25 protein-coding genes are annotated in these 25730 nt (G+C 38.5%); 7 read left to right on the forward strand and 18 right to left on the reverse strand.

The genetic code is table 11. From position 1 onward, the window contains the following. Positions 1–7 precede the first annotated feature (7 nt). Positions 8–901: a carbohydrate ABC transporter permease gene (locus tag AC4PHI_RS10790; protein WP_492199872.1), complete on the reverse strand. Its 894-nt coding sequence runs from the start codon at positions 899–901 to the stop codon at positions 8–10. Positions 902–905: 4 nt separating this feature from the next. Further along, complete coding sequence (locus AC4PHI_RS10795; protein WP_492199873.1) at positions 906–3152, reverse strand: FAD-dependent oxidoreductase; 2247 nt, start codon at positions 3150–3152, stop codon at positions 906–908. A gap of 121 nt (positions 3153–3273) precedes the next feature. Between AC4PHI_RS10795 and AC4PHI_RS10800 the strand changes: the two genes are divergently transcribed. Beyond that, entirely contained in the window at positions 3274–4050 is a 777-nt protein-coding gene (locus AC4PHI_RS10800) for a helix-turn-helix domain-containing protein (protein WP_492199874.1), read from the forward strand. Between the two features lie 227 nt (positions 4051–4277). On the opposite strand, the gene glnA is transcribed toward AC4PHI_RS10800, so the two are convergent. Next, positions 4278–5618, reverse strand: coding sequence for a type I glutamate--ammonia ligase (gene glnA, locus AC4PHI_RS10805; protein ID WP_492199875.1), 1341 nt, complete (start codon positions 5616–5618; stop codon positions 4278–4280). Between the two features lie 266 nt (positions 5619–5884). Between glnA and AC4PHI_RS10810 the strand changes: the two genes are divergently transcribed. Beyond that, complete coding sequence (locus tag AC4PHI_RS10810; RefSeq protein ID WP_492201585.1) at positions 5885–6775, forward strand: cation diffusion facilitator family transporter; 891 nt, start codon at positions 5885–5887, stop codon at positions 6773–6775. 72 nt (positions 6776–6847) lie between these two features. On the opposite strand, the gene AC4PHI_RS10815 is transcribed toward AC4PHI_RS10810, so the two are convergent. Further along, positions 6848–8281 carry a hypothetical protein gene (locus AC4PHI_RS10815; RefSeq protein ID WP_492199876.1) on the reverse strand — a complete coding sequence of 478 codons (1434 nt, stop codon included), beginning with the start codon at positions 8279–8281 and terminating at the stop codon, positions 6848–6850. Between the two features lie 373 nt (positions 8282–8654). On the opposite strand from AC4PHI_RS10815, the gene AC4PHI_RS10820 reads away from it, so the two are divergent. The 3 genes from AC4PHI_RS10820 to AC4PHI_RS10830 all read left to right on the forward strand — a co-directional run bounded on the left by AC4PHI_RS10820 (position 8655) and on the right by AC4PHI_RS10830 (position 10299). Further along, positions 8655–8894 (forward strand): hypothetical protein, encoded by a 240-nt coding sequence (locus AC4PHI_RS10820; protein ID WP_492199877.1) that lies wholly within the window; start codon positions 8655–8657, stop codon positions 8892–8894. 262 nt (positions 8895–9156) lie between these two features. Next, complete coding sequence (locus tag AC4PHI_RS10825; protein ID WP_492199878.1) at positions 9157–9867, forward strand: YdeJ family lipoprotein; 711 nt, start codon at positions 9157–9159, stop codon at positions 9865–9867. A 261-nt stretch (positions 9868–10128) separates the two neighbouring features. Continuing rightward, a complete protein-coding gene (locus tag AC4PHI_RS10830; RefSeq protein WP_492199879.1) occupies positions 10129–10299 on the forward strand; it encodes a hypothetical protein in 171 nt (56 codons plus the stop codon). Positions 10300–10323: 24 nt separating this feature from the next. Here AC4PHI_RS10830 and AC4PHI_RS10835 read toward each other — a convergent pair whose 3' ends face one another. Then, positions 10324–11193 carry an ROK family protein gene (locus AC4PHI_RS10835; protein WP_492199880.1) on the reverse strand — a complete coding sequence of 290 codons (870 nt, stop codon included), beginning with the start codon at positions 11191–11193 and terminating at the stop codon, positions 10324–10326. A gap of 216 nt (positions 11194–11409) precedes the next feature. Between AC4PHI_RS10835 and AC4PHI_RS10840 the strand changes: the two genes are divergently transcribed. Beyond that, positions 11410–11823: a universal stress protein gene (locus AC4PHI_RS10840; protein WP_492199881.1), complete on the forward strand. Its 414-nt coding sequence runs from the start codon at positions 11410–11412 to the stop codon at positions 11821–11823. A gap of 73 nt (positions 11824–11896) precedes the next feature. On the opposite strand, the gene AC4PHI_RS10845 is transcribed toward AC4PHI_RS10840, so the two are convergent. The 3 genes from AC4PHI_RS10845 to AC4PHI_RS10855 form a co-directional block, all read right to left on the reverse strand. Further along, entirely contained in the window at positions 11897–13792 is a 1896-nt protein-coding gene (locus AC4PHI_RS10845) for an endonuclease MutS2 (RefSeq protein WP_492199882.1), read from the reverse strand. A gap of 536 nt (positions 13793–14328) precedes the next feature. Beyond that, complete coding sequence (locus tag AC4PHI_RS10850) at positions 14329–14907, reverse strand: histidine phosphatase family protein (RefSeq protein ID WP_492199883.1); 579 nt, start codon at positions 14905–14907, stop codon at positions 14329–14331. A gap of 10 nt (positions 14908–14917) precedes the next feature. Continuing rightward, entirely contained in the window at positions 14918–15769 is an 852-nt protein-coding gene (locus AC4PHI_RS10855) for an aldo/keto reductase (RefSeq protein WP_492199884.1), read from the reverse strand. 116 nt (positions 15770–15885) lie between these two features. Here AC4PHI_RS10855 and AC4PHI_RS10860 point away from each other — a divergent pair, with 116 nt between their 5' ends. Further along, the gene (locus tag AC4PHI_RS10860) at positions 15886–16281 is read left to right on the forward strand and encodes a MerR family transcriptional regulator (protein WP_492199885.1); all 396 of its coding nucleotides are present in this window, start codon (positions 15886–15888) and stop codon (positions 16279–16281) included. A 116-nt stretch (positions 16282–16397) separates the two neighbouring features. On the opposite strand, the gene AC4PHI_RS10865 is transcribed toward AC4PHI_RS10860, so the two are convergent. From AC4PHI_RS10865 to accB, 10 genes are all read right to left on the reverse strand, one after another. Continuing rightward, the gene (locus AC4PHI_RS10865; protein ID WP_492199886.1) at positions 16398–16970 is read right to left on the reverse strand and encodes a hypothetical protein; all 573 of its coding nucleotides are present in this window, start codon (positions 16968–16970) and stop codon (positions 16398–16400) included. A gap of 352 nt (positions 16971–17322) precedes the next feature. Next, complete coding sequence (locus AC4PHI_RS10870; RefSeq protein WP_492199887.1) at positions 17323–17586, reverse strand: hypothetical protein; 264 nt, start codon at positions 17584–17586, stop codon at positions 17323–17325. A gap of 185 nt (positions 17587–17771) precedes the next feature. Next, positions 17772–18974: a MalY/PatB family protein gene (locus AC4PHI_RS10875; protein ID WP_492199888.1), complete on the reverse strand. Its 1203-nt coding sequence runs from the start codon at positions 18972–18974 to the stop codon at positions 17772–17774. 16 nt (positions 18975–18990) lie between these two features. Then, positions 18991–20577, reverse strand: coding sequence for a maltose/glucose-specific PTS transporter subunit IIBC (malX, locus tag AC4PHI_RS10880; protein ID WP_492199889.1), 1587 nt, complete (start codon positions 20575–20577; stop codon positions 18991–18993). 84 nt (positions 20578–20661) lie between these two features. Continuing rightward, the gene (locus AC4PHI_RS10885) at positions 20662–21474 is read right to left on the reverse strand and encodes a PRD domain-containing protein (protein ID WP_492199890.1); all 813 of its coding nucleotides are present in this window, start codon (positions 21472–21474) and stop codon (positions 20662–20664) included. Between the two features lie 279 nt (positions 21475–21753). Continuing rightward, the gene (locus AC4PHI_RS10890; protein WP_492199891.1) at positions 21754–22545 is read right to left on the reverse strand and encodes an acetyl-CoA carboxylase carboxyltransferase subunit alpha; all 792 of its coding nucleotides are present in this window, start codon (positions 22543–22545) and stop codon (positions 21754–21756) included. Further along, positions 22538–23419 carry an acetyl-CoA carboxylase, carboxyltransferase subunit beta gene (accD, locus tag AC4PHI_RS10895; RefSeq protein ID WP_492199892.1) on the reverse strand — a complete coding sequence of 294 codons (882 nt, stop codon included), beginning with the start codon at positions 23417–23419 and terminating at the stop codon, positions 22538–22540. Before accD ends, AC4PHI_RS10890 begins: the two co-directional genes overlap by 8 nt. 15 nt (positions 23420–23434) lie before the next feature. Next, on the reverse strand, positions 23435–24802 hold the full coding sequence (locus tag AC4PHI_RS10900; RefSeq protein WP_492199893.1) for an acetyl-CoA carboxylase biotin carboxylase subunit: 1368 nt from the start codon (positions 24800–24802) through the stop codon (positions 23435–23437). A 3-nt stretch (positions 24803–24805) separates the two neighbouring features. Continuing rightward, the gene (fabZ, locus tag AC4PHI_RS10905) at positions 24806–25237 is read right to left on the reverse strand and encodes a 3-hydroxyacyl-ACP dehydratase FabZ (RefSeq protein ID WP_492199894.1); all 432 of its coding nucleotides are present in this window, start codon (positions 25235–25237) and stop codon (positions 24806–24808) included. A gap of 12 nt (positions 25238–25249) precedes the next feature. After that, positions 25250–25729: an acetyl-CoA carboxylase biotin carboxyl carrier protein gene (gene accB, locus AC4PHI_RS10910; RefSeq protein WP_492199895.1), complete on the reverse strand. Its 480-nt coding sequence runs from the start codon at positions 25727–25729 to the stop codon at positions 25250–25252. Position 25730 lies beyond the last annotated feature (1 nt).

Genomic DNA, 25730 nt, shown 5'->3' on the forward strand with positions numbered 1-25730 from the left:
CCCCCCTTTACTTTTTATTAGACGACCTGACATAGAAAAGACTAAAGACAGCCAGTAACACTGCCCAAATAGTTCCTATCGTTGCAGCAATCCCTACCTTATAATTCTCAAATGCCTGTCTGTAAACTAAAATAGAAAGGGTCGTCGTTGAACCCGCCGGTCCCCCAGCAGTTAAAACTTTCGGAATATCAAAATGCTGTAGATTGCCAATAATCCCCAACATCAGCACGATAATCATAATAGGTTTCATCGCAGGTAAGACTACATTACGGAAAACTCTGATGTTTCCTGCTCCGTCCATTCGTGCTGCTTCTATTTGATCCTGAGAGATTCCCTGAAGTCCGCCAGTTAGAAAAGCCATGTACCAGGGCAACATTTGCCAAGAACGGGCAATAATCACAACGATCATAGCAGTAGTTGAGCTTCCAAGCCAATTAATATCTTGTGAGACGATGCCGATTTTTTGCAGCAGTTCATTGACAATGCCATGATTCGTATCAAAAATAAACGACCAGAGAAAACTTATTGACGCTCCGGGAATAATCCAATTGACAAGAGTAACACCTCTCAAAAAACCTGCACCACGAAATTTCAAGTCCAAAATAATCGACCAAATAAAACCTAAGGTAAAAGGTATCATCGTGGAAAACACAACAAAAACCATCGTATTTTTTAGTGCTTGGCGAAAAGTTTCACTTGAAAAAACCTTGACGTAATTTGCTGACCCTACAAACTGACTAACATCATTGACTAAAGTTCGATTCGTAAAACTCATAACAATAGAGTTTAAGAAGGGAAATAAAATGATTGTACAAAATACCACAAACGCGGGCAAGACTAAAATTACACCGACCGCACCATCAGAAAGTTTCGTTTTTTTATGTCGCTTTCCCTTTTCCATATGTCTACTCCTTTCTTTCGTACGCTCGAACCTCGACCAGAGAAAAATAACTGCTACCGTTTGTTTCTAGACAATTGATTCTAAGTTTTCTGGTTTTGATGGTCTCAGATAACTTAATAATGTGATGACGTTTACGGTTTTCACGTATTTTCTTAATTGTCTGCCAATTTTTACCTGTCCAAAAACAAATATCCGCATTTTTAATCAAATCAGGCATTACATCGAAGGGCGTGTAATGATGGTCCAAATTAATTAAATCTTCATTCAAATCATCATTAAAAGTTAATCGAATCTCAGCTATTTCTTTATTTTCTTCCCAGCTTAATTCAATCCAAGACATATCTTTTGCTGGCGCCACCCACATGTTTGGTCCTCCGTAGGGTCTGGAAAGTCCGTTGACAATATTTTTCGGATAATAGGCTGAAGTGTCAGAATCAATCGCAAACACAAAGTTCTTCCTATTAATCGTTTGATTCGTCCAATATAAGAGTGCCGTTTCTCTAACATACTGATGAAGCTCTGGTTGTTTCATTTCACTAACTGGATCGTAAACAAAGCTTAAAACACCATTGTGAGTTTCTTCTGATAAATATAAAGTCAGCTGCTCATTTTTCTTCACCACAAAAAAGATATTACTGAGTTTAGAAAGGTTCTTGTCTATAGCTAATGTGACCCATTTCTTTAGACTTTTATTGACAGATTGATGATAGCTTCCAATTTTTTTTGAAGGAATATAATTTTCTTTTCTGTCAGTTGACCAAATTTCAACTGTCACTTCTGTTTCCTCCATGCAGTCGCATAGTAAACTCAATTCCTTGATGTTACTTGACAAAGGGACTAAAAATGCCACGTCTTTATCAAGCTTATATCTAACTGCATTTTTTTCAGTAATCTCTATCTGATTAATCCAATTTTTTGCTGTCACTTGGGCCTCTCTCGCAATATCAAGCGAATCTTGATTTTCTAACCCAATGATTGCACCGTCTTCTTTCAGCAAACGTTGTTGAAATTCTTCCAAATGATTCCTATAGACTTCTCTCGGGCTACAATTTTTCTCTTTGGTGATTGCACTAGCTACACCGACGGCCTCCCCCATCAACGCACATGTTCCCATAATTCTGATGGCACCTAAACCGATATGACTGGCACTGATGTTTCTGCCTGCCATGAATAAGTTGTCAATATTTTTTGAATAAAGAATGCGATAAGGGACATGGTAATTACCATCAGCTACCGAATGTCTGGCACCGACTCCCTCAGCGTACATTCCCCCGGCTGGATGCAAATCAATTCCCCAACCGCCAAACCCAATCCTGTCTTCAAACAAGGTTTGATTCTCTACGTCCTGTTGTGTATAGACATAGTCTCCCAGCAGCCTGCGTGACTCTCTTTTTCCAGCGATACTTCCGACCCACTCCAACGTTAGATTATCTGCTTCGAATTTCCCCGAGTTTTTAATATAATCCCATATACCGAAGATAACAGCTTGGAGTTCATGCTGAATAGCATCATTGTCATGAATAATATCCATCTCGCCGCCCCACTCAATCCACCAGTAACGGGAACCTGAATCACCGGACTTTATGACACGGTTTTTCAATATAGGAGTCTCTTCAATATTTCTGGCAAAACTTGGTGCAACATACTTCACCGGATGTCCTGCATCTTTCGTAAAGAAAAATATCGTGCTTCCCAGCTTGTGATCTTCAAATTGTTTAGGAGCCAAAGATTCACCATATTCTTTCACACTTTCCGCCCCAATAGTAAAGTCTGCTCCAGCCAAGTAGCCAATCAATCCATCACCTGTACAATCACTAAAAATAGGACTAATAAATTCTATCTTTCTTTCCGCACCCTGCATCCAACCTACAACAGATTCTATCTGATTTTGATTTTTTTTGTTTATCTCAGTAACATCAGTATTCAAAAACAGCTCTATGTTGGTTTCGTTCTTTACTTTCTCCATCAATAATGTATCCCAAATCACTGGATTGCCTTCTTTGTTTCGATATTGGTTTTCGACAAACAGTTCCCCCATGATTCCATTCTCCCGGGAATAACGATTGATGCCATGCTTTGTAGCGCTTGAAACCCATACCCTGATTTCGCTACTGGAATTTCCTCCTAAGACCGGGCGGTTTTGAACAAGTGATACTTTCAACCCTTGTCTCGCTGCCGCAATGGCACTGCAAACTCCTGCTAACCCTCCACCAATAACAGTTAAATCTGCTTTTACTTTCTCAAATATCATGTCATTCATCCTTTTTGCTATTATTCAAACATGTGATATACTAATCATACAATCTTTGATATCGTTTTCAAATATCGTTTTTTTAGCAATATCTATCTTATTTTGACTTTTGGAGGAAAAAATGGATGAGTTTGTGATTCAGCAATATGTTTATTGGGATAAAAAAGAGGAATTCTTATATGAACAAGATACAGAAGCATACTATGTCCTTTATTTTATTATGGATGGTAAATGCTGGTACAAAACTGGAGAGCATCAAGGGTTTGCTTCCAAAGGTAGTATCATCTTGGCACCACCGTTCATTCCCTTTAGCAGAAAGATTATCTCACCTCTCAGTTTTCATTTTTTCCGTTTTTCGGTTTCAACAGGCACTGTGGACTTAACAGCTTTATTAGGAAAACAATCCCTTATTTTAGAATCTCGGATAGCCTCTACCCACAACTTTCTGATTGAATCTGAAATGACAGACAATGAACAAACCTTGGCATTCAGAAATCATTTATTAAAAGACATACTCTACAGTGCTTCAGATTTATATTTCCTAGAAAGCCAGACTAACATACGGAAGCGAGTAAAAGATGATTTAATCTATGAAGCCATGGCCATTCTTACCAATCCTGACTATGACACTTTCGATATCACTGATATCGCCATGGAACTAGGGCTGAATAACTGTTATTTTTCACGTAAATTTAAAAGTTGGACTGGTGTCAGCCCGGTTGATTTCCGCAATAAAGAAAGGATTAAACGGGCCCAAAAAATGCTGATAGAAAGCACTGACTCTATTGAAGAAGTTGCTGAAAAATGCGGTTTTTGCAATGGGTTTTATTTTAATCGTGTATTCAAAAAATACTTAAGTGTTTCTCCTTCTGTTTATCGCAAAACCCACCAGATTTAAGAGTGCCTATAATTTATTGAAATAGTAAAACTTTATCCGTTTGAACAAAGGACACTCGTCTTCCCATCAAACAAATAACTGTCTAAAAAAAATTTATCACAGCATTTCCTAATCCACCTATTTATTTCACTACACAAAAAACCATCGAAGAAAAAAATTCTCCGATGGTTTTTGTGCTGACTAGATTTGATTTATTAACTGCCGCCGTCTGACAGTTCCTTCTAATATCAATACCGCTCCATATAAGTATCAATTTCCCATTGGGTTACTTTCTCCCGGTAGATTGACCATTCTTGCTCCTTGCTTTCTACAAAATTAACATAGATATGCTCACCCAATGCCGACTGGATTACGTCATCTTTTTTCAGTGCTTTAACTGCGTTATGAAGTGTGGAAGGCAAATCAGAAATGCATGCAGCTTTTCGTTCTTCATCGGTCATGCAGTAAATATTTTGATTGACTTCCTCTGGGGGAGTCATTTTTTGGCGAATGCCGTCAAGACCTGCCTCCAGCAGAACTGCCATCGCCAAATAAGGATTTGCCGACGGGTCTACTGACCGCAATTCTAATCTCGTTGAAAGTCCACGAGATGCCGGTATCCGAATCAATGGAGAGCGATTCCGTCCGCTCCATGCCACGTATACAGGTGCTTCATAACCCGGAACGAGACGTTTATAAGAATTTACCAGGGGATTGCACACAGCTGTATAGCCTCTGGCATGGTAAAGAAGTCCTGCTAAAAATTGATAGGCTGTTTCGCTTAACTGCCTTTCCCCATCCTCATCAAAAAAAGCATTTTTTTCATTTTTAAACAAAGACATATTGCAATGCATCCCTGAACCGCTGATTCCAAAAATAGGTTTGGGCATAAATGTGGCGTGCAGACCATGTTTGCGTGCGATAGTTTTGACAACCAACTTGAATGTCTGAATTTCATCACATGCCTTTACAGCTTCTTCATACTTGAAATCAATTTCATGCTGCCCTTCTGCTGTTTCATGGTGGGATGCTTCAATCTCAAAACCTAATTTTTCCAATTCCAATACGATTTCCCGCCGGCAATTTTCCCCTAAATCAGTTGGAGACAAATCAAAGTAACTGCCGCTGTCATTCAAGCTCAAGGTCGGCTTGTTGTCCTCGTCCAATTTAAATAAGAAAAACTCCGGCTCTGCCCCTAAATTGAAAGCTGTAAAACCTAGGGATTCCATATTTTTAAGAATTCTTTTTAAATTTCCCCGCGGATCTCCGGCAAACGGCCGTCCATCCGGCATATAAACATCACAGATCAAACGGGCGACTTTTCCATGTCCCGTCTCCCACGGGAAAATCAGCCATGTATCTAAATCAGGATACAAATACATGTCGCTTTCTTCAATCCTGACAAACCCTTCAATAGAGGAACCATCAAACATCATTTTATTGTCCAAGACCTTATCAAGTTGACTGATTGGTACTTCAACATTCTTAATGATTCCAAGAATATCAGTAAACATCAAGCGTAAAAAATGCACATTTTCTTCTTTTGCCAGTTTCTTAATCACTGTAATCTTTGATTCTGCCTCATTCATACCGTCGCCCTCTTTAAATACTGATTTTCATTCTAGCTGAAAGCATTTTTAAAAACACATAGACCATTCATCATAAAACACTTTTTAAGCCATCCTGTAAATGAATGGAAAAATAATACCATTCATTTAAATATATGTCAATCCCCACCTAATCAACTTGTCAAATTTTAAAAATCTTATTATTTCGGTGTCCTTGAAAACTAGTATATTCATATTGTCTTTGTTATAATCCTATTTATCTGTAAATGAAAGGATGGCGATCTACCATCACACAAAATCGTATGAATCAACTGAAATCAGCTGAAAAAGGTGCTCTTGTAAGCATTGCGGCTTATCTTTTAGTTGCCGGGTGCAAATTGGCAGTCGGCTATTTCGCCAATTCCAGCGCACTGCTCGCAGATGGATTAAATAATACGACAGATATCGTTGCATCATCAGCGGTTTATATCGGACTAATACTTGCCAGACAGCCGGCAGACGATGACCATCGCTATGGCCACTGGAAAGTAGAATCTTTAGCCAGCTTATTGACTTCCATGATCATGCTTTTGGTGGGAGGACAAGTTTTTATTTCAGCAATCAAGAATTTATTTAAAAGCCACACCGTTTCACCTGGACCACTTGCAGCCTACACCGGTCTTTTATCTGCCGTTATCATGTTTGCGGTTTATTGGCACAACCATCAATTGGCCAAGAGAGTCAATAGTCATGCACTAGAAGCCGCAGCAAAAGATAATTTATCAGATGCTCTCACAAGTATCGGGACCGCAGTTGCTGTTTTTGCTGCTTCCTTCAACTTGATCTGGCTTGATAAAATCACGGCAGTCATCATCGGCGTCATCATTATCAAAACCGGCTTAGATATTTTTAGAGAAAGCAGTTTTAATTTGTCCGATGGGTTTTCAACAAATGAGCTAAAAAAATACAAGGAAGAGGTTGCCAAGATTGAAGGCGTAATCGAGGTGAAAAGTTTGCGGGCACGCAGTTATGGTGCCAATATCTTTTTAGATATCACCGTCTTGATGTCCCCCTCCATGACCGTACAAGAAAGCCACAATATCACTGAACAGATTGAACAAATGTTATCCGTCGAATACCAAGTGTTTGATGTGGATGTCCACGTCGAACCTGCCCAGACCAACATAACCACGAGATAAGTTCTCATAATTTGCAAAATGAAAAAGCGGTCCAAACACGTAAAGTTTGGATCGCTTTTTTAATAGAATATTTTACTTCTTCGGTGCACCTATTTTTTCCAAAAACTTGGATATTTTTTCTTCCATATTAGTCACATTTTCATCCGGAGAGTTCCCGGGTAACCGCCATTCCAGGACATCTTTTTTTAAATGGTCCACATCACGAAATTCCACAGCCAAAGTCTCTCTATTTGAAGCAACAATCAGCTCTTTTCCTGCGGTGGAATCTTTGACTGAAAAGCCAGACTCCAGCAGAGCGTCTTCCAAGCCGCTCATTGGTATCGTACCAAGGGAAGCCTTAGGCAAGTAGAAGCGCAAAATCGTCTTTTGTCTCATTGGCTGAAACAGCATTTTTTTGGCTTTGAGGTAATAGGAAATATAGTATAGAAAAGATTCGATTCCCCTATCCAGACTGTACTCAGTATTAAGTATCCAGTATGCCAAGCAGTCATTGTTTACACCCAGCTCAAAAGGAAAGTAGGCTTGAGAGTTTAAATATCCGAAACGGCGGCTCTCTACATAAAAATTTTGTGCATAGTTAAAAATTCTCGTCGTAAAATGTTTGGATTTTGTTTTCTCAACAGGCTGCAAATACTCATTTTGATATTGAATCATCTGCATTTTGTCTCCTGACTGGAGAAAATCTACGTAAGGTTCCGCCAAAACCCCTACACCGTTCGTCCATTCGATTTGTTCAAATCCCAATTGCTTTCTGAATAATTTTTGAAAATGAAGATTTGCTTCTTCACACCAATCAAGTGGCGATTGATACAAGGTTACTCGAATAATTTTATTTTCCAATTCCTTCACTTCATCTACTTGCTGCACATCTAAAAATGCCTGCTTGGGAACCACGTAAAAGTAATTTTCGGAGAACCACATCTTCCAACAAGAGGTCAATGCCAATCCGCGAAACATCAAATCATATCCGGAATATTGACTGCAATCCACCAGCTTAGTGCCTTTATCATCTTTCATGTAGCGGATATTCTCAGGATAGTGTAACTTGAGATCCAATCTTTCCTGAATATCTTCCACATTATGTGCCAAATATTCTTCATAGTCGCGAACGTAAGCATAAGTGCCAAAGCCAATCATCCGCTGCTCAAGATAATCCAGCAAAATATTTTCCAAGTGATGATACAGAGGCACATCGACAAGCAATGATTCGAGGACACGTTGACGTCTTATCAAAATTTCCATCGTAAAATGTTCGTGGGTGATTTTAAATAAATGTTGGCCCTCTTTTTCCTGTACCAACTCTTCCAACTGCTGATTAAAATCATCCTCGCTGATTTCTCTAGCTTTATCTTCAACGACTTTATAGATAGTCCTTGTAGAATTACTTGCGGAGGCCATGATTTTTGACAAAATCAACCAGTCTTTGACTAGATCGGCTAATTCTTTGGAAGAATCAACGGTATTAGATTGAAATACGAGATAGATTTTCTTCACATTTTCTGTCATTTTCATCCCTCCTGCCTTTATTATAACCTAATAAAACATGTTTGACAGTAATATGTACCTCAAATCAGTCTGTAGAATTTTACTTTATTGAATTTTTATGTTTGTTTTTTTAGTCATAGCCTACCCAAAGACAGTCATACGATGGCGAAACTTAATCAAAATATAAGAATAAGCTAAACGATATAACCTTTAACCGTGACATACTATTAAAAAAGTTGCTCTCTAAAAATATCTAATGAAGAACTTAACTCGAATAACGCACATTAAGTTTGACACACAAGAATTGTCTCTTTTGTCCATAGGCTTTGCAAGCTGCAAATTCCTTCGTCTATTAATTTAAAAAACACTATCTCAAACAAGAAAGGGAGAAACAATGAAAAAATTATGTATCATCAACCTTGGGATTGCTGTTGTCATTTCAATCTCATTTGGCTTCATAATCAAACTGGACAACGAATCCAGATTGCCGCAAAATATTGATACAGATTACTTTATGAATTCTTTGCCATGGATTTATCTTTTACTAATCGCCCTAGTATGTCTATTTTTAGTGAACTTGTTTTACTTGTTCAAAAAAATGCCTATTCAACAATCCGGTGAAAATAAAACCTGAAACAGTCCGATTGTTGACTCCTTTTGCTAGAGACAACGTCGATGTGTAGTACTCTACAAAACATTATGGACTTGATATTTTTTTCACTGCTGTTCCTAGCGATAGGAGTCTCAATCACTGAAACAAAAATACTGTGGGTGTCATAATAGGTAGTAATTCCCATCCCCAGCATGGCTTTAATAAAACACAAACCTTTTCTTACAAAAATGTAAGTTTCTCCTTCATTACAGATATGTTACAATTTCGTTACAAAAGAAAGGTTGTGATTATTTTGAAAAAATTTTCCCTCTTGATTTCTCTATGTCTTCTCAGTTTATGCTTTATCTCTGGGTGTTCATCTAAGAAAAAAACAGAAGTTAAAAAAAGGGAGCAGACAATTACCAAGTCAAAGGAAGACAGCACTACAAAATCCAGTCAATCTAATATCAAAGAAAATAGCAAACAATCTGATGAAAATGAGCTTGCTGCAAACGACTCTCCCAACCAAAATAAAAATAACAGCAATAATCCTCACTCTGCTCCAGCTATTACGCAAACGCAGAATGATATTTTAAGTGGCTATTCTCAGGAATATATTGAATACGCAAGAGTCTGGCTTGCCGTCATGGGAGCGGATTATTTCAACTACATAGACGATTCAAATTTCAATTTCAACTTAAATGTGCAAGCGATGCCTGCCGGCTCACCTATAAACAGATTTGATGAGAATAGCGTTACTTATCCAGTTGATACCATACATCTTTCAGGAAATGCTTCTGTACAAGGAGCCGTGGTCTATGCAAGTAATTATAATGGAACAGTGACCCTTTACGACACACCTTCACATTGGCAGTATCCCGAAGAAATTGCCAACGATCCAGCAGCTTTAAAAGCTTTATCACAAGATGTTATTGACAGGGCTAAAATAGTACCTGTTCCTGCCGGCAATCCGGATTCTGTCAAGCGTTTGATGGATACAATTATCATCCATTAAATAATTTACTCCCGATTTTAGGGAGATTTTCTTGTTGGATAATAGAGGATACTATGATTATTTCTGCCTTGCTATACCGTAAGCCGAAAAATATTTAGGCCTTCTCAAGCACCTAGTCAATAAAATCGCACTTGCGGCAGGGATTGTTGTTTTCATTATTCCGTTTGTTTTCATCTGCCTAAAATTTTATAGAGTTCAAACGATACATCCTTCCTGATAAAGTGATATAGTAGACTCAAACAAAACATAGGAGGAAGTCCCATGGCAATTAAATATACCAAAACAGATGAATTAGAGAAAAAACTTTCTGAATTTATCTTAGATGTGGATATTGATCAAGATGAAATTGACCGCAGAAGTAAAATTGCTGAGGAAGAAGCAGCAAAGTTCATCGAATTAGAAAAAAAGGCCAAAGAAAAAAACGGGGAGTAACCCGTTTTTTCTTTTGAGCCATTTTTAGTTTGAGTGCACACTCAGTTTTTCTTTAGCCAGCTGCAGACAACCGATAATCCCGCTATTATTTCCTAAGCCTGTAGGAAGGATGTAGTCGCTTAGCTTGGGATAGCTCACATAACCATTAATCACTTTTTCGAATTCCTGATGAATCAACGGGAATAAGTGTTTTTGCTGCATCACTCCACCACCCAATATTATTGCCTCAGGTGATAGCACAAGGGTATAGTTCATCAATGCTTGGGCGATATAATGAGCTTGCGTATGCCATACCGGATCGTCCTCTGTCAGTGTCTGCCCTTTTTTTCCTGTCCGTTTTTCCAACGCCGGACCAGACACCAGTCCCTCAATACAGTCTTCGTGGTAAGGACAAACTCCTGAAAATGTGTCACCCTCCAAACGTGTCACACGGATATGTCCCATCTCCGGATGACCGAACCCTTGGAGCAATTGACCGTTGATCACACCGCCTCCGCCGACTCCTGTACCGATCGTCAGATAAATACAGCTTTGCTTCCCTTTACCTGCACCGAAAGTCAATTCACCGTATGCCGCCGCATTGACATCGGTCGTCCAGGCAATCGGAACATCGTAACGAGCCTTGAGTGCCCCTAAAAAGTTGAAATTCTGCCATTTGATTTTAGGCGTGGAGGTAATGTAGCCATAGGTGACTGATTGCTCATTGACATCAATCGGCCCAAAAGAACCTACACCCAAACTTTTCAGCTCATACTGATCAAAGAAGTTAAACACTGCTTCCATGGTCACGTCAGGGGTCTCGGTCGGAATACTCACTCTTTCCACAATTTGTAATTCCTCGTCACTGACCGCACAAACAAACTTAGTCCCTCCAGCTTCAATCGCACCAAACATCTATTTTCCTCCTTAATCCTTTATCTTTTTATCATCAATTCAAAATTAGCCGTTATCTTTCAATAAAATACAACTAGCCTGCTTTTTTGAAATCTTTGTGTTATCTCCAGTATACTGGTTTTATCTGAAATATCCTATAGCAAATCTACGTTTCTTTACAGTTCAGGAGAGCAATGCTAAAATTAAGTTATAAGAGATAACAGGAGGCGATCACACATGAAGGAAGCCTATCAACATATTCTAATTGCGTTCGATGGTTCTGAACCATCTGAAAGAGCACTTGAACACAGTCTTTTTTTAGCGGAGTTGACAAATGGTCTGGTAACTGTTGCTCAGGTTTTGAATCCGCTTATCGAATATTATCCGGACGACCCTAAAATTCTTAAAGAAGAACAAGAAGCCTACAGCATTATCCAAAAGAAAATTGAGGGACTGCCAAAAGAAAAAACTGAGATAAATGTCATCAGAGGCAACCCGAAAGATAAGCTCATTGATTTAGCCAAGAAGAAAAAAGTTGACTTGGTCATTATGGGTGCTACCAGCAAGCACGGTATCAAACGCGTTTTTGTCGGGTCCACAACTTCACATGTGATCAATCAGTGTCCTTGCAACGTCCTCGTCATTCGCTAGTCGATAAAAAAATGAAAAGCATGTCCCCTGAGAGAATTTTCCTAGGAGACATGCTTTTTTAATTCAAGAAAATTTATTTTTTTCGTTTCCGGGCCTGTTTGTCCAGTACCGTATGCGCTTTTTTAGAACCCCGCAACAAATCTTTTATGAGTTTTCGCTCCTCGTAGTCACCAAATAAACTATCATAGTCATAATTTTCCGGATAGAGGACTTCACGGGACATAGTCAGAGTGACCCGGTGACGATAGACACTTTGTAGTTGTTCATCGATACTGATGATAACCTTGTCGCTTATCTGATCATCTTCAAAAATCAACCCGTAGGCACTATGCTGTGAAGAATAAACCTTATCTCCCTTATGAAAAATATTTTTATCGGTGTTTTGAAAAATAATTTCCGCCTTATTTTTTTGAGAAAATTCTTTTTTCGCAAAGTCGTAATCCCCCGTCTGCTCATAGACTTGTGCTTTCTTTATCACTTTAGGGGAAAGATGCATTTTTTCAGCAATCCAAAACGCATTACTTGTTCCCACTGCCCCCATCTGCAATTGGTATTTTGGCTGCAGTGTCTCCGGCTCAAACGACATGGCCGCTGTTTCAAAATCAGGATGAAGTTCAGAAAACCGTTTGATTTCACCGTAGTGAGTGGTCGTAATCAAAATGCTCCCTTTGGTGTAGAAATCTTCCATCATGGCAATGGCCAAAGCTGCCCCCTCTTTGGGATCTGTCCCACTGCCGATTTCATCAAGTAGCAGCAAACTGTTCCCCTTTGCTTGGCGGGCAATCATTGCTAGATTTTTCATATGACCCGAGAAGGTGCTTAAAGCATTTTCGATACTTTGCTGGTCGCCGATATCCACAAAAATCTGCTCAAAAATTGCGATTTCTGTCCCTGATGCCGCCTTGATTTGCAGACCGGTCATTGTTTGAAGGGTTAGTAAAGCTACCGTCTTCAATACAACTGTTTTGCCGCCCGCATTAGGGCCCGTGATTGTTAGACCACGGAAATCTTTCCCCACTGCAAGAGTCAGAGGCACCGGATCACGCAGCAATGGATGTTCCGCTTCAAGTAAAACAATTTTCCCTTCCTGATTGAGTCTAGGTGTGATGCCCTGTATCTGACGGCTGTATTTTGCTCTGGCAAAAATCACATCAAACTCTCCAATGATTTCGATGTTTTCTTTGATGACTGACAGGTGCTCCGCAATCAATCCGGTCAAACCGGCTAAAATTTGGTAGACCTCAGCACTTTCAGAAACTTTCAAATCGAAAAGTTTATCGTTTAGTTTTGCAACTGCAGAAGGTTCTATAAAGGCGGTTGTACCCCGTTTAGATTCTTCCACTATGGTGCCGTTCAGTTGATTCTTGTAAGTCGCTTTTATCGGAATCGTAAATCGGTCATGTTTTTTCACAACAATAAACTCTTGGATTTTTTTGCTATGATTAGGGTTCCTTAAAAATTTTTGTAACGTCTTTTCTATCTCCGACTCTGTCTCCTGAATTTTTTTCCTGATTCTTCTTAGTTCGCGGTGATAGTCGGAAGACACTTGGGAACGTTGAATCATTTTATTTATTTCATCTTCAACTTCAGAAAAAGATTGCAACGTTGTGCTATACGCACTAAGGGTGGGAGCAACAGCATGGTGTTGCTTAAAAAAATCTTTTATCCGTCTGCAGCTTCGCAAAAAATCAGCATACTGAACCAATTCTTCTGGATCAAGTATAAAACCTTTGGCGACCTGTTCTGTAAGAAAATCTATATTGGTCAGTCCCATAAAAGGCACGTGCAAATTCCCATCAAGAAGACGTCTGGCTTCTTCCGTTTCTTCTAACCGCATCTGCACCACTTTTATATTTGCACTTGGCTTAAGCTCAGCTATCTTCTTTTTGCCAAACGGGCTCATAGCCAAACCTTTCAACTCTTCGATTATTTTTATAAATTCTGTTTTTTCAATGGTATCTTGATTCATTAGTTTCTCCTTTACATTTCAAATCAAGACACTTTCTCTCAAGTGAACAGTATCAAAAAAAGCAAAAAAGACGGCAGTTTCCCACTGTCGTCTTGTAAACAATCTGAATGATCAGAGGTTGTTTGCAAAAAATAAACATTCTGTGAGAAAGTATCTGTTGACAGGCAAGCCAAATAAACCCAGACTACTCTGCAGTTTTACTTGCCATCATAATTTAGATACTTAGGACACTCACAAAATTCCCTCATTTGCTGTAGATTGATTTGATACTATTCGAAGATAGTGTAGCAGTTTATACAAGAGAAATCAATTCTTGAACTTGATATTTGGTAAATAAAGCCTGTAGATAATAAATATGCAGCTGACCATTTTTGAGTGCTGAATTCAGACCGTTTAAAAAGAGATACAAACAAAAAAACAGTGTCTGCCATCTGTTTATTAAGCAATCAGAGCATAAATTTATGACCGTTAAACAATACAAATAACTAGAAGCCTCCAATTTGCCAACTTGTTACCAGAGCTTCTAGTCATTTAACTTATTCTATTTCACTAAAATCATGATTAATAATTTCCTGCAAAACAAATTCATTGTCAGCGAAATGATACTTAAAAATCGAACAATTTTGGATTTTTCTTTGACGCTTGACCTCACTGTAATCTTCCCAAACTCTATAAAACTGCGCAATAGCTGCCCCATGAGAAACAATGATAATATTTTCCCCATTAGAGTTTGTGACTATGTTCATGATTGCTTTGCTGATTCGACCACGAAAGTCAAATTCATCCTCCCCTCCAAACTGTACAAAAAAATCTCGGTAAGGCAAAGGCGGATTCAAATGTTCACCCTCTGCCTCAAGTCTGCCGAAATTCCATTCTCGAAGGTCCTTCACTCGAGTGTAAGGGGTATCAGTTATCAACTCCAAAGTGTCAACAGCTCTTTCCGAAGTTGAGCAATATGCATCATCAAAAACCATACCTAATTCTTCTATATGTTTTTTGGCTATTATTGCTTGTTGCTTTCCCAATTCAGTCAGAGGTGAATCACAAAATCCTTGTATTTTTTTTTGCTGGTTGAAAAGCGTCTGACCATGCCGAATTAAATAGATTGTTTTCATAGAATACCTCCTAAACATTTCTTACCAGTGAAGCTATCATCTCTACAGCTTCTGGAGTTTGATGATCGAAAAATGAGCTTTTATTTGTATCCAGCAATTTGATTTTTGCCATATCTTCACTGGATAATGAGAAATCAAATATATTAATATTTTCAATCATTCGTTCTTTATTGACCGTTTTTGCAAGCGGTACAATGTTTCTTTGTACCAACCACCGAAGAATGACTTGAGCTGCGGTCTTATTATATTTATGACCTATTTCATGTAGGGCTTTGCTGTTAAAAATACCGTGTTGTCCTTCTGCAAATGGAGCCCACCCTTGTACTTGAACACCGTGGTTTTCATTAATGGTAAGCGCCTTGTCCTGCTGATAAAAAGGGTTGATTTCAATTTGATTCACCGCAGGAACCACTTCACCAAACAAACTGATATCCACAAGCCTATCCGGATAGAAATTACTCACTCCGATCGCTTTGATTAATCCTTTTTTGTACAATTCAACCATTGCTTGGTAAGCACCATAATAGTCCCCCATAGGCTGATGAATAAGCACCAAATCTAAATAGTCTAAGTGCATTGTCTCCAAAGATTTTAAAATCGAGGACTTCGCCTTTTCAAAACCAGTATTACTAATCCAAACTTTAGTGGTAATGAATAGCTCTTCTCTAGGAGTGTCGGATTTTAAAACAGCATCTCCTACAGCTTTTTCATTGCCATAAGCCTGCGCAGTATCGATTAGACGATAACCCGTGTTGATTGCCTCAAGTACCGCATTCACACACTGATTATGATCAGTTATTTGGTAAACACCAAATCCTACAGAAGGCATCTCAATACCATTATTCAAAATTATTTTTTTCATGTCATATTCCCTCCTTGATGATTTTGAAATTTCATCTATAATGAAAACTATACGACACGGGTGTAACTACCGGTCAAGGAGAAAAAGAAAAAATATCACTTCAGAGAGGAAAAAACATGAATAGTTTGAAAACAATGAAGCAAGTTTGCGAGCAGACTGGTCTGACATACGATACTCTTAAATATTATTGTAAGGAAGGGCTAGTCCCGAATCATAAAAGAGATCATAACAATCATAGAAAATTTGATGATAAAGATATAAATTGGATAAATGGACTCATATGTTTGAGAGAATGTGGGATGACCATCAAAGACATGAAAAAATATATGCAACTATGTATTGACGGAATGGATACAATTCCCCAGCGCCAAAAGATGCTGGAAAAAACTGAAAAAAACTTAAAAGAGAATTTAAAAAAGATACAAGCATCTATGGAGTATATTGAAAATAAACAAAAATATTACCAAGCCATTAAAGATGGTGCCATAGAGTATTCTAGCAATTTAAGTTAAGGGGTTTAAGTTAAGGGGTTTAATTAAAACTTTAATCATAAGTCGTATCCTGAAAAAATTCCCTCTCTCAAAATTAAAAAAAACACCCCTGAAATAATTTCAGGAGTGCTTATCAATTATTTTGCTTTTGTTACTCTTAGAAAAGCAGGGAAAGAGAAAATATTAATCGTCCGTTGTGCCACATAAAAGGCAATATAATAATCGACCATACTGTGGATTAACCCGCCCACACCTAGAATCAACATCATGTTAATCAGATAAGCGGTCGTGTATTCGGCATTGGGAATGCTTTTTGTCATAAACAAGGCAAAAACTACTGCCATCTCTACGATAGAGTGCAAAGCACCGATACCAAAGTTAAATAATGTATTTTTCTTCCTGCTTGATAAAATTTCCGGACGCTGCTGTAATAAATAAGCGCCAAAGACAGCAAAGATGATATGAGAAAAAGCCCGTAAAGCAATCGTAAAAGGAGCCGTCATCATAAATCCAACTCCAGTACCGATAGCCACAGCCACCGCAGCTCCCGGAGAAATAAACATCGATAAAAAGATCGGAACGTGACTGGCAAGGGTGAAGGACACTGGCGGAACCATGATTTTAATAGGCATAACCATCGGGATAATAACCCCCAAGGCAACTAATACGGCAGAATAAGTCAACTTCTTTACATTACTAAACTCAAACATCTTGCTCCTCCTCATTTCTTTTTAACACTTAGTATATCACTTCACAGAGTTAAAATCACGTAAAAGAATTAAAAAATAAAAAATTTATCAGACAGAATATTGTTACGACACAATTTATGTTTCTGCAAACACGTTCTCTAGGTCAGTTAACATTGAATGTTATTACCAAATTGAATGTTAGATATCTTTCAAATAAATTTTATTCAATAGTGTTTCATTATTTTTAATATTTCTACAATTCTGTCTTGTCTAATTTATTAAAAATCGAATTTTGGGCAAAGAATGACTTCCCTAGAATTTTTAGCCCCATTGTTTACTTCTTTGCCCAAAGCTATAGCATTCAAAAATGTCCTTAACATGCAGGAATCAAGTGTTCAAAGTAAAGTTCGATTCTTTCAAACTCACTAAATTCGCTGAGTACTTGAAAGAGTATTTCCCACATTTTTGGCTTCAGCTCCAATAAATAGATAAGGAAATAGACTTTGATTGTGATTGAAAAATTAAACTCACCAACACTTAGTCCGAATTGCTCACTATATTTTTCATAAAATTTATGACCACTTCGATGAACAACGAATACGTTGGTTGACAATTGATTCATGCTGATTATATACACATTGTCTTTTCCGCCTTTCCATTACTATTGCATACTTCATTTTTGGATGATTAACCATTTCCAAATGAAATTATTTACACCAGCATTTATGTAACAGACACAGTTCAGCACGCTAAATCTATTGGATTAGCTGAATCAAAAAGAAAAATAACTCTTCGAGATTCCCCGAAGAGTTATTGACGCGTTTAGTTCATGATGTTTTGTTTTATCCATTTATCATACTCTTTTTTCATTCGAAATAATGCTTCAGCCAGTACTTTTCTAGGCATACCTATACTCAATCTGATGAATTTATTTCCATCTTTAACAAAATAACTTCCCTTGACAACAGAAATATGACAATTCTGGAAAAACAAATCTTTCTGTTCATCTGTTTTTAGTAACTCATCCACATTTATCCATGACAAGAATGATGATTCTGGTTTCATAACCTTAAAAAGAGGCATTTCCTGCTCAATGAATTTAGATAAATAGTGATGATTTTCTTCTACGTAAGCAACCATCTCTTTCAACCATTCACCGCATTCATCATATGCTGCAACAATAGCAGGGATAGCAAAGACATTGGGAGAAGTGATTTGATTTCTTTTCAATTGTTTAGAAAATTTCTCTAATAGATACTCATTTCTTATAACGACATACGATGTCTTCAACCCCCCAAGATTAAAAGCTTTATTTGGCGAAAAGCACATAATTAGATTTTCATTCGTTTTGGAAAATTCCCACATTGATGTAAATGTGTAGCCATCAAAAACATATTCTCGATGGATTTCATCTGATACTAAAATGACATCATATTTGATACACAACTCGTTGAGTAGGAATAACTCTTCTCTAGTCCAGACACGTCCTGAAGGATTTTGAGGATTGCATAGAATAAAAATTTTCACATCATTATCTTTCATATCTTGTTCCATCCGAGAAAAGTCCATCTCATATCTGCCATCTTTTTCAACTAAGGATGAAAAAACAGGTACTCTACAATTATTCTCTACAGCTTCACAAAAAGGGTCATATGCTGGCGTGTGAAACATGATTTTATCACCTACTTCAGTAAAGCATTGTACGATATTGTGTAAGGTAGATACTGTGCCATATGTTAAGGTAATCCACTCTTCTTTAAAATCACATTGAAAATTATTTTTGTTCCACTTCTTTACCGCTTCATAAAATTCCGAAGAAGTATAGGTATAACTATAATCAGGTATGGAAGCACGGATTGTCAAAGCCTGCTGAATTGGTTTTGCTACTGGAAAATCAATATCTGCCAAATCCATTGCAATAGCATCTGAATCTTTTATACCAAATTTCTGATTCAAAACCGCTGATGACCATTTTCTTGCATTACCTTTTCTTCTATCAAATATCTCATCAAAATTGAAATCCATTTTATATCTCCTTTAACTACAACAGCATTTCTATTCCTGTTTTGACCGTTTGTACTTGGGCGCCAATAATAACTTGTATATTGTGTGCGTCAAGTTCTACAACACCCAATGCCCCAGCTTTTTTTAAAGTGTTTTTATCTACTAAACTAATATCTTCAATATTTAACCGTAACCGAGTCACACAATTATCGAGTGTTTTTATATTTTCCTTACCGCCTAATGCTTCTAAAATAATTGCCGGATCATACAAACCATCTCCTTTAGTAAACACTTTAAGATTCACATTACCATCTTCATCTATTTCGTCTTGTCCCGCTGCTTCTCTCCCTGGCGTCTTGATATCATGCTTTTGAATATACCATTTGAAAACAAAATAATATATCATAAACCAAGCAATTCCAATCGGTATCAGGAGATACCACTTCGTGTAATTCCCTTGCATAACACCGAATATAATCCAATCAATAATGCCACCATCCGTATTACCAATAACCACACCGGCTAACGACACTACCATCATTGCCACACCTGACATCAATGCATGAAATATATATAGTTGTGGTGCAACAAATAAAAATAGAAACTCAATAGGTTCAGATATCCCTGTGACCAACGAAACTAATATCCCTGAAATTAATAACCCTTTGATTGCCTTTCTATTCTCAGGTCGTGCTGTCATATAGATGGCAATCGCAACAGCGGGCAACCCGAACATGAATGTCGGCATAAAACCTTGAGATAAAAAAGCAGTAGCTTTAGCACTAATCGGCTCTCCTGCATTGAGTTGTGCATAGAAAATATTCAGAGCTCCTGAAACTTTATCACCATTCACAAATTCTGTTCCCCCAGCGTCGGTAAACCTGACCATTGCTAATAAAATATGGTGCATGCCAAAAGGTTTTAAAGCTAAGACACCTATACCATACAAGAAAGGTCCAAAAATACCAGCCTGTTGAATCAAGTTACCTAAAGCAGTAATTGCGTTACCAAAAATCGGCCAAATGAACGGCAATAGTAATCCTACTAAAAATAATACGATTGCAGAAATAATCGGTACAAATCTAATTCCACCGAAAAAAGAGAAAGCATCTGGCATAACCATATCTTGATATTTTTCATGAAGAACATGCGTCACAAGACCTGCAATAATCCCTCCTAAAATTCCCATTTCAATTGTCTGAATGCCGAGCATCATTCCTTGCCCTGCTGTCCTCAAATTTTCTGCATCAGCTAATTGATTAGTCACTGTCAACATAAAATTGATGCCCATGTTCATAAGCATATACCCGACAAACCCTGAGTAGGCAGCAACACCTTTATTGCGCTTACTCAATCCCAGTGGTATCGCCATAGCAAATAAAACAGGCAAATAACTAAACGCAAAACCTCCGAGTGTTGACATCGAATTGAAAAAATGCTGTAGCATTTCATTTCCCAACCAAGGAATCTTGTCAATCATTGCCTGAGAAGTGAGAGAGCTCCCTAATCCTAACAAAATTCCCAAAAAAGCCAGTAACGATACAGGAAACATGAACGTCTTACCTAATTCTTGAAAAAATCCGAACAGTCTTGTTTTTAATGAAGTTGATTTTTGATTTTCCATTTTTTTCCTCCTAAATAAAATAAAAAAACTAAAATTAAACTGAAATCAGCTTAATTTTAGTTTTTGCCTACTTAAAGTAACACACTAAGAATTAATTAGTCTGCCCAGATGAAGATTAAGATAGTACTCTTCATCTTTGCCTATTTTTTTATGATATACGTTGTAGATATATGTGCTGATTTCCCCAACCACAGCATACTGCTCAATTACAGGTTTAGCAGCTTTCGACTCATCGGAATCTACCCTTTTCCATTCCTTTCTTTGCAATCTTAATAATAAATATTTTAAATGGGTAACAAATCTTGAATACTCAATAATATTTTTTTTGAAAGTCATCTGATAATAATCTTCGATTATATTAACTATCTCATCAATTGTTTTTGGCAGCTTTTCTATAAATTCGTCATTGTTATCAATTGATGAATTCACAATATGCAACGCAATATAACCAGCTTCATCAATAGGTAATTTAATGCCTGTTTCTTTATAAATGTATGCTAAAGATTCTTGACCAATCTTATATTGTTTAGGATAAAGCAACTGGATTTCATTCATGAATATATTCGGAGTAATTTTTCCTTCTTTGCAGCGAGAAATACTAAAGTTTATATGGTCCGCCAATAATATATAACTTGTTTTATTTAATTCTGTTTTCAACTCGGACTCGGCGATGTCAATGATGTCCTTCGATAACCTAAAATAGCAATCATCTAATTCATAAATAGCTTTATTTACATTTAACGCAGAATCGACAACATACTTTTTTTCAATTCTCGTTTCATCTACTTTATCACCCGCTTTTTTATTAAAGCCAATCCCTCTCCCCAATAAAATCATTTCTGTCGTATTGTCAGATGCAATTACAGTACTGTTGTTTAGAACCTTTTCAACTTTCATGTTTAATCACCCCCAAAAAATAAAAAACCTAAACACATGAAATGTGTTTAGGTAATGCTCTTGTAATCAGATAACACCCTAAATAATCAAAAAGTATTCGCTTTCTACAACACATTATACCACAAAAATATAAAAAGAGAATATCTTTTAACATTTTCTTTTCTGAGTCCTCAATTAAATTATTTAGAATGATCAAGTTAGCTAGAAGCTTGCCTTTTTTGCTAAACAACTTATTTTTCACCATTTCTTCCTAATTTTACAATTCAGGAAATGTAATATTTAATAGTGTCTGAAACGCTGATACCTTCGCTCCGTAAGTTCTTCTGAGGATAACGTCCGCAAGTGCGAAAGTTTAGCAAGTAATTGTTTTTTCAACAGTCCATTGATTTGTTCTTGAGGAATTTTTCTGCCATTTTTTTCTTCAGGAATGATGTCATCAATCACCTTCAACTTTTTCAAATCATAAGATGTCAGTTTCATGATTTCTGCTGCTTCGGCAGATTTACTGCTGTCTTTCCATAAGATGGAAGAAAAACCTTCCGGCGAAAGGATGGAGTAGATACTGTATTCCAACATCAAGATATCATCCGCCACTGCCAGAGCAATCGCTCCGCCGCTGCCTCCTTCACCTGTAAAAACGGAAAGAATCGGCACTTTGATATCACTCATCTCATATAAATTCCGGGCGATTGTTTCGCCTTCTCCCCGTTCTTCTGCTTCGATACCGCAAAAAGCCCCAGGAGTGTTAATGAATGTAATAATCGGACGGCCAAATTTCTCTGCCTGTTTCATTAGACGTAATGATTTTCGATACCCTTCCGGATGGGGAGAGCCGAAATTTCGGCGGATGTTCTCCTGCAAGTCTCTTCCTTTTTGGATTGCGATCACAGTGACAGGTTGACCATCCAAAAATGCCACACCGCCCACAACGGCCTGGTCATCTCCATAGTAGCGGTCGCCGTGAAATTCCATAAAATCATCAAAAATCGTTTCGATATACTCTAAAGGAGTGAACCGCTTAGGATGGCGAGCCAGTGCTACGAGTTCATTCGCTGTTTTTGTTTTATTCATCAGCCAGCCTCCCCGCCGCAGGATTATGCACCTTCAGCAAAAAGCCGAGGGATGTTTTCAATTCTTCCCGGGCAACTATTTTATCCACAAATCCTTTTTCTAATAGATGCTCCGCTTTTTGAAAAGATTCCGGCAGTTTTTGTTTGATTGTTTGTTCAATCACCCGGCGGCCGGCAAAACCGATAGTTGCATGAGGTTCAGCTAAAATAATATCTCCCTGCATGGCAAAACTTGCAGTAACACCGCCAGTTGTGGGATCAGTCAATACCACGATATACAATAACCCAGCTTCGTGATGTCGTTTCACCGCAGCAGAAATTTTTCCCATCTGCATCAATGAGAGGATTCCCTCCTGCATTCGTGCTCCGCCAGATGCTGTAAAAATAATCACAGGTAATGATGAGACAGTCGCCCGTTCAAAAGCCCGGGTGATTTTTTCTCCCACGACCATCCCCATGCTTCCCATGATAAACTGGCTGTCCATGACCCCAATCACCGCTTCATGACGTTCGATGGTACCTTTGCCTGTGACAATCGCTTCATGCAAACCAGTTTTTTCGCGTACAGCAGCAATTTTTTGTTCATAACCAGGAAAATCAATCGGATTTTCACTGAGGATATCTGTATCCCATTCTGCAAAGGTCCCCTCATCTACAATCAGTTTTAGCCGTTCCTTGGCGCTTAATCGAAAACAGTAACCACAATTCGTACAGGTTTTATTTTCGGACATGTCCTTAGTGTAAATGATTTTTTTACACTTGGGACATTTTTCCCACAAATCATCAGGGACTTGCGGTCTGACGGTTTTTTCCGATGTTGACATTTGACGTTTAGGATTGATGCGAATATATTTTTTCTTTTTAAATAGAGCCATATCGCCCCTCCTTCACTAGTCTAGTTCAGGTTCCCAATTAGGTAAAAATTTTTCTTGTAAAAAAGCTGTATCGTACTGGCCTTTGACAAAACTTTCGTCTGTGATCAAATCCATTTGAAATTCTTGGTTCGTCACGATGCCATCAGTCACCAGCTCGACCAAGGCACGTTCCATTTTGCCGATAGCCGCTTCACGGGAGTCCCCGTAAACGATGACTTTGGCAATCATTGAGTCATAGTATGGAGGAATCGTATAACCGCTGTACACGGCACTGTCCACTCTTAACCCCATGCCTCCGCTAGGCAATAATAGATTTTCAATCGTACCCGGACAAGGGGCAAAGTTGAATCTTGGATCCTCTGCATTAATCCTACATTCGATCGCATGACCTTTTAACTGGACATCCTCTTGTGTGAAAGACAAGGGCTGTCCGTAAGCAATCCGCAACTGTTCCCGGACAATATCTATGCCCGTCACCATTTCTGTTACGGGATGCTCTACTTGAATCCGTGTATTCATCTCCATAAAATAAAACTGTTGTTTTTCATCCATCAAAAACTCGATAGTCCCGGCATTTTCATACTTGACGGCAGTAGCCGCCCGGACGGCTGCGTCACCGATATCAGAACGCAACTGATCGGTTAGACCTACCGCCGGGGATTCTTCCAGCACTTTTTGATTATTCCGTTGTAAAGAGCAATCCCTCTCACCTAGATGAATCACATTGCCCTGATTGTCCCCCAAAATTTGAACTTCAATATGTCTGGCAGGATAAATGATTTTTTCAATATACATCTCTCCGTTGCCGAACGCTGCCAGAGCTTCTTGTTGTGCAGATTGAAACTGCTGAGGAAGTTTTTCAGCCGATTCGATTTTGCGGATGCCTTTTCCACCTCCACCGGCTGCTGCTTTCAGCATCACGGGAAAACCAATCCGTTTAGCCACTTCAAGAGCCTCTTCGACAGTTTCCAACGCACCATCGCTTCCGGGAATTACCGGCACTCCTGCTTTGATCATCAAACGGCGGGCATTGATTTTATTTCCCATCTCCCGAATGATTCCGGCACTTGGCCCGATAAATTTAATTTGGCATTCTTCACACATTTCTGCAAAAGTACTGTTTTCTGCTAAAAAACCGAAACCAGGATGGATTGCTTCGGCTCCAGTCACAATGGCTGCACTGATAACGCTTTGCATATCCAAATAAGATTCTGCCGCTTTAGCCGGACCGATGCAAATAGCTTCATCGGCCAGTTCTTTATGCAGTGCATCGCGGTCCGCTTCTGAATAAACAGCTACCGTTTCAATACCCAGTTCCCGGCATGCACGGATTATCCGGACCGCAATTTCACCTCGATTAGCAATCAATACTTTATTAAACATAGGCTACTTCGCTCCAATAATGAATGTCATCAATGCTGAGCAGACAACTTTTCCTTCTACAGAAGCTGTTGCTTTGCCCACACCGATGTTCCCTTTACGCTTAATAATTTCCATTTCCATTCTCAGTACATCCCCCGGGACAACTTTCTGACGGAATTTGACTTTGTCAATCCCTCCCAGATAGCCTGTTTGTCCCTCGAATTCTTCGCTCTTGAGCAACGGAATCGAGCCTGTCTGTGCCAAAGCTTCAAGAATCAAGACTCCCGGCATCACCGGCTCTCCCGGAAAGTGTCCCGGGAAGAAATGTTCATTGTAAGTCACATTTTTGATAGCAACCACGTGTTTGCCCGGTACCAGTTCCAACACCCGGTCGACCATCATGATTGGATAACGATTTGGAATAATTTCCATTATTTCTTGTACATTTAATTGCATTGATTTTCCCTCCTAAACAATTTGAAACAAAGGCTGCCCATACTCGACAACTTCTTCATTTTCAACCAATACTGCTTCTATAATGCCATCTGTATCGCTGGTAATTTCATTCATCAGCTTCATGGCTTCAACGATGCATAAGACATCGCCTTTTTTCACCTTATCCCCTGCCGATTTGAATACCGGCTCTCCCGGTGCAGGGCTCAAGTAAGTCACTCCCACTAAGGGCGAATTGATCGTCTTTCCTTTGAGCGGTTGTGCTTCGGGAGCTGATACTGCTTCCTGCTCCTTGATAACTACTGGCTGTTCCGCAACAGCCGGCTGAATCTCTGGTGCCGGTTGAGTCACTGCCAACTCCTCTTTTGCTGGTCTTGCTGTCTCAACTTTATCTTTACTGATAAACAAATGAAAATCTTTCTTTGACAGATCCAGCACTCTGACAGTAGAGGCATCAAACTGTTTTAAGATCTCTTGTAGTTCAGAAAATTCCACC

The sequence above is a fragment of the Vagococcus sp. QWL-13 genome (assembly GCF_058683555.1).

What these genes read in the sequence shown, in the direction of transcription:
- AC4PHI_RS10795 (WP_492199873.1), bottom strand. Translation starts at nt 3,152, where the DNA reads ATGATATTTGAGAAAGTAAAAGCAGATTTAACTGTTATTGGTGGAGGG.
- malX (WP_492199889.1), bottom strand. Translation starts at nt 20,577, where the DNA reads ATGGAAAATCAAAAATCAACTTCATTAAAAACAAGACTGTTCGGATTT.
- AC4PHI_RS10830 (WP_492199879.1), top strand. Translation starts at nt 10,129, where the DNA reads ATGGCAATTAAATATACCAAAACAGATGAATTAGAGAAAAAACTTTCT.
- AC4PHI_RS10820 (WP_492199877.1), top strand. Translation starts at nt 8,655, where the DNA reads ATGAAAAAATTATGTATCATCAACCTTGGGATTGCTGTTGTCATTTCA.
- AC4PHI_RS10885 (WP_492199890.1), bottom strand. Translation starts at nt 21,474, where the DNA reads ATGAAAGTTGAAAAGGTTCTAAACAACAGTACTGTAATTGCATCTGAC.
- AC4PHI_RS10850 (WP_492199883.1), bottom strand. Translation starts at nt 14,907, where the DNA reads ATGAAAACAATCTATTTAATTCGGCATGGTCAGACGCTTTTCAACCAG.
- glnA (WP_492199875.1), bottom strand. Translation starts at nt 5,618, where the DNA reads ATGAATGAGGCAGAATCAAAGATTACAGTGATTAAGAAACTGGCAAAA.
- AC4PHI_RS10835 (WP_492199880.1), bottom strand. Translation starts at nt 11,193, where the DNA reads ATGTTTGGTGCGATTGAAGCTGGAGGGACTAAGTTTGTTTGTGCGGTC.
- AC4PHI_RS10790 (WP_492199872.1), bottom strand. Translation starts at nt 901, where the DNA reads ATGGAAAAGGGAAAGCGACATAAAAAAACGAAACTTTCTGATGGTGCG.
- AC4PHI_RS10890 (WP_492199891.1), bottom strand. Translation starts at nt 22,545, where the DNA reads ATGAATAAAACAAAAACAGCGAATGAACTCGTAGCACTGGCTCGCCAT.
- AC4PHI_RS10815 (WP_492199876.1), bottom strand. Translation starts at nt 8,281, where the DNA reads ATGACAGAAAATGTGAAGAAAATCTATCTCGTATTTCAATCTAATACC.
- AC4PHI_RS10840 (WP_492199881.1), top strand. Translation starts at nt 11,410, where the DNA reads ATGAAGGAAGCCTATCAACATATTCTAATTGCGTTCGATGGTTCTGAA.
- AC4PHI_RS10855 (WP_492199884.1), bottom strand. Translation starts at nt 15,769, where the DNA reads ATGAAAAAAATAATTTTGAATAATGGTATTGAGATGCCTTCTGTAGGA.
- accD (WP_492199892.1), bottom strand. Translation starts at nt 23,419, where the DNA reads ATGGCTCTATTTAAAAAGAAAAAATATATTCGCATCAATCCTAAACGT.
- AC4PHI_RS10865 (WP_492199886.1), bottom strand. Translation starts at nt 16,970, where the DNA reads ATGTTTGAGTTTAGTAATGTAAAGAAGTTGACTTATTCTGCCGTATTA.
- AC4PHI_RS10800 (WP_492199874.1), top strand. Translation starts at nt 3,274, where the DNA reads ATGGATGAGTTTGTGATTCAGCAATATGTTTATTGGGATAAAAAAGAG.
- AC4PHI_RS10860 (WP_492199885.1), top strand. Translation starts at nt 15,886, where the DNA reads ATGAATAGTTTGAAAACAATGAAGCAAGTTTGCGAGCAGACTGGTCTG.
- AC4PHI_RS10900 (WP_492199893.1), bottom strand. Translation starts at nt 24,802, where the DNA reads ATGTTTAATAAAGTATTGATTGCTAATCGAGGTGAAATTGCGGTCCGG.
- fabZ (WP_492199894.1), bottom strand. Translation starts at nt 25,237, where the DNA reads ATGCAATTAAATGTACAAGAAATAATGGAAATTATTCCAAATCGTTAT.
- AC4PHI_RS10875 (WP_492199888.1), bottom strand. Translation starts at nt 18,974, where the DNA reads ATGGATTTCAATTTTGATGAGATATTTGATAGAAGAAAAGGTAATGCA.
- AC4PHI_RS10845 (WP_492199882.1), bottom strand. Translation starts at nt 13,792, where the DNA reads ATGAATCAAGATACCATTGAAAAAACAGAATTTATAAAAATAATCGAA.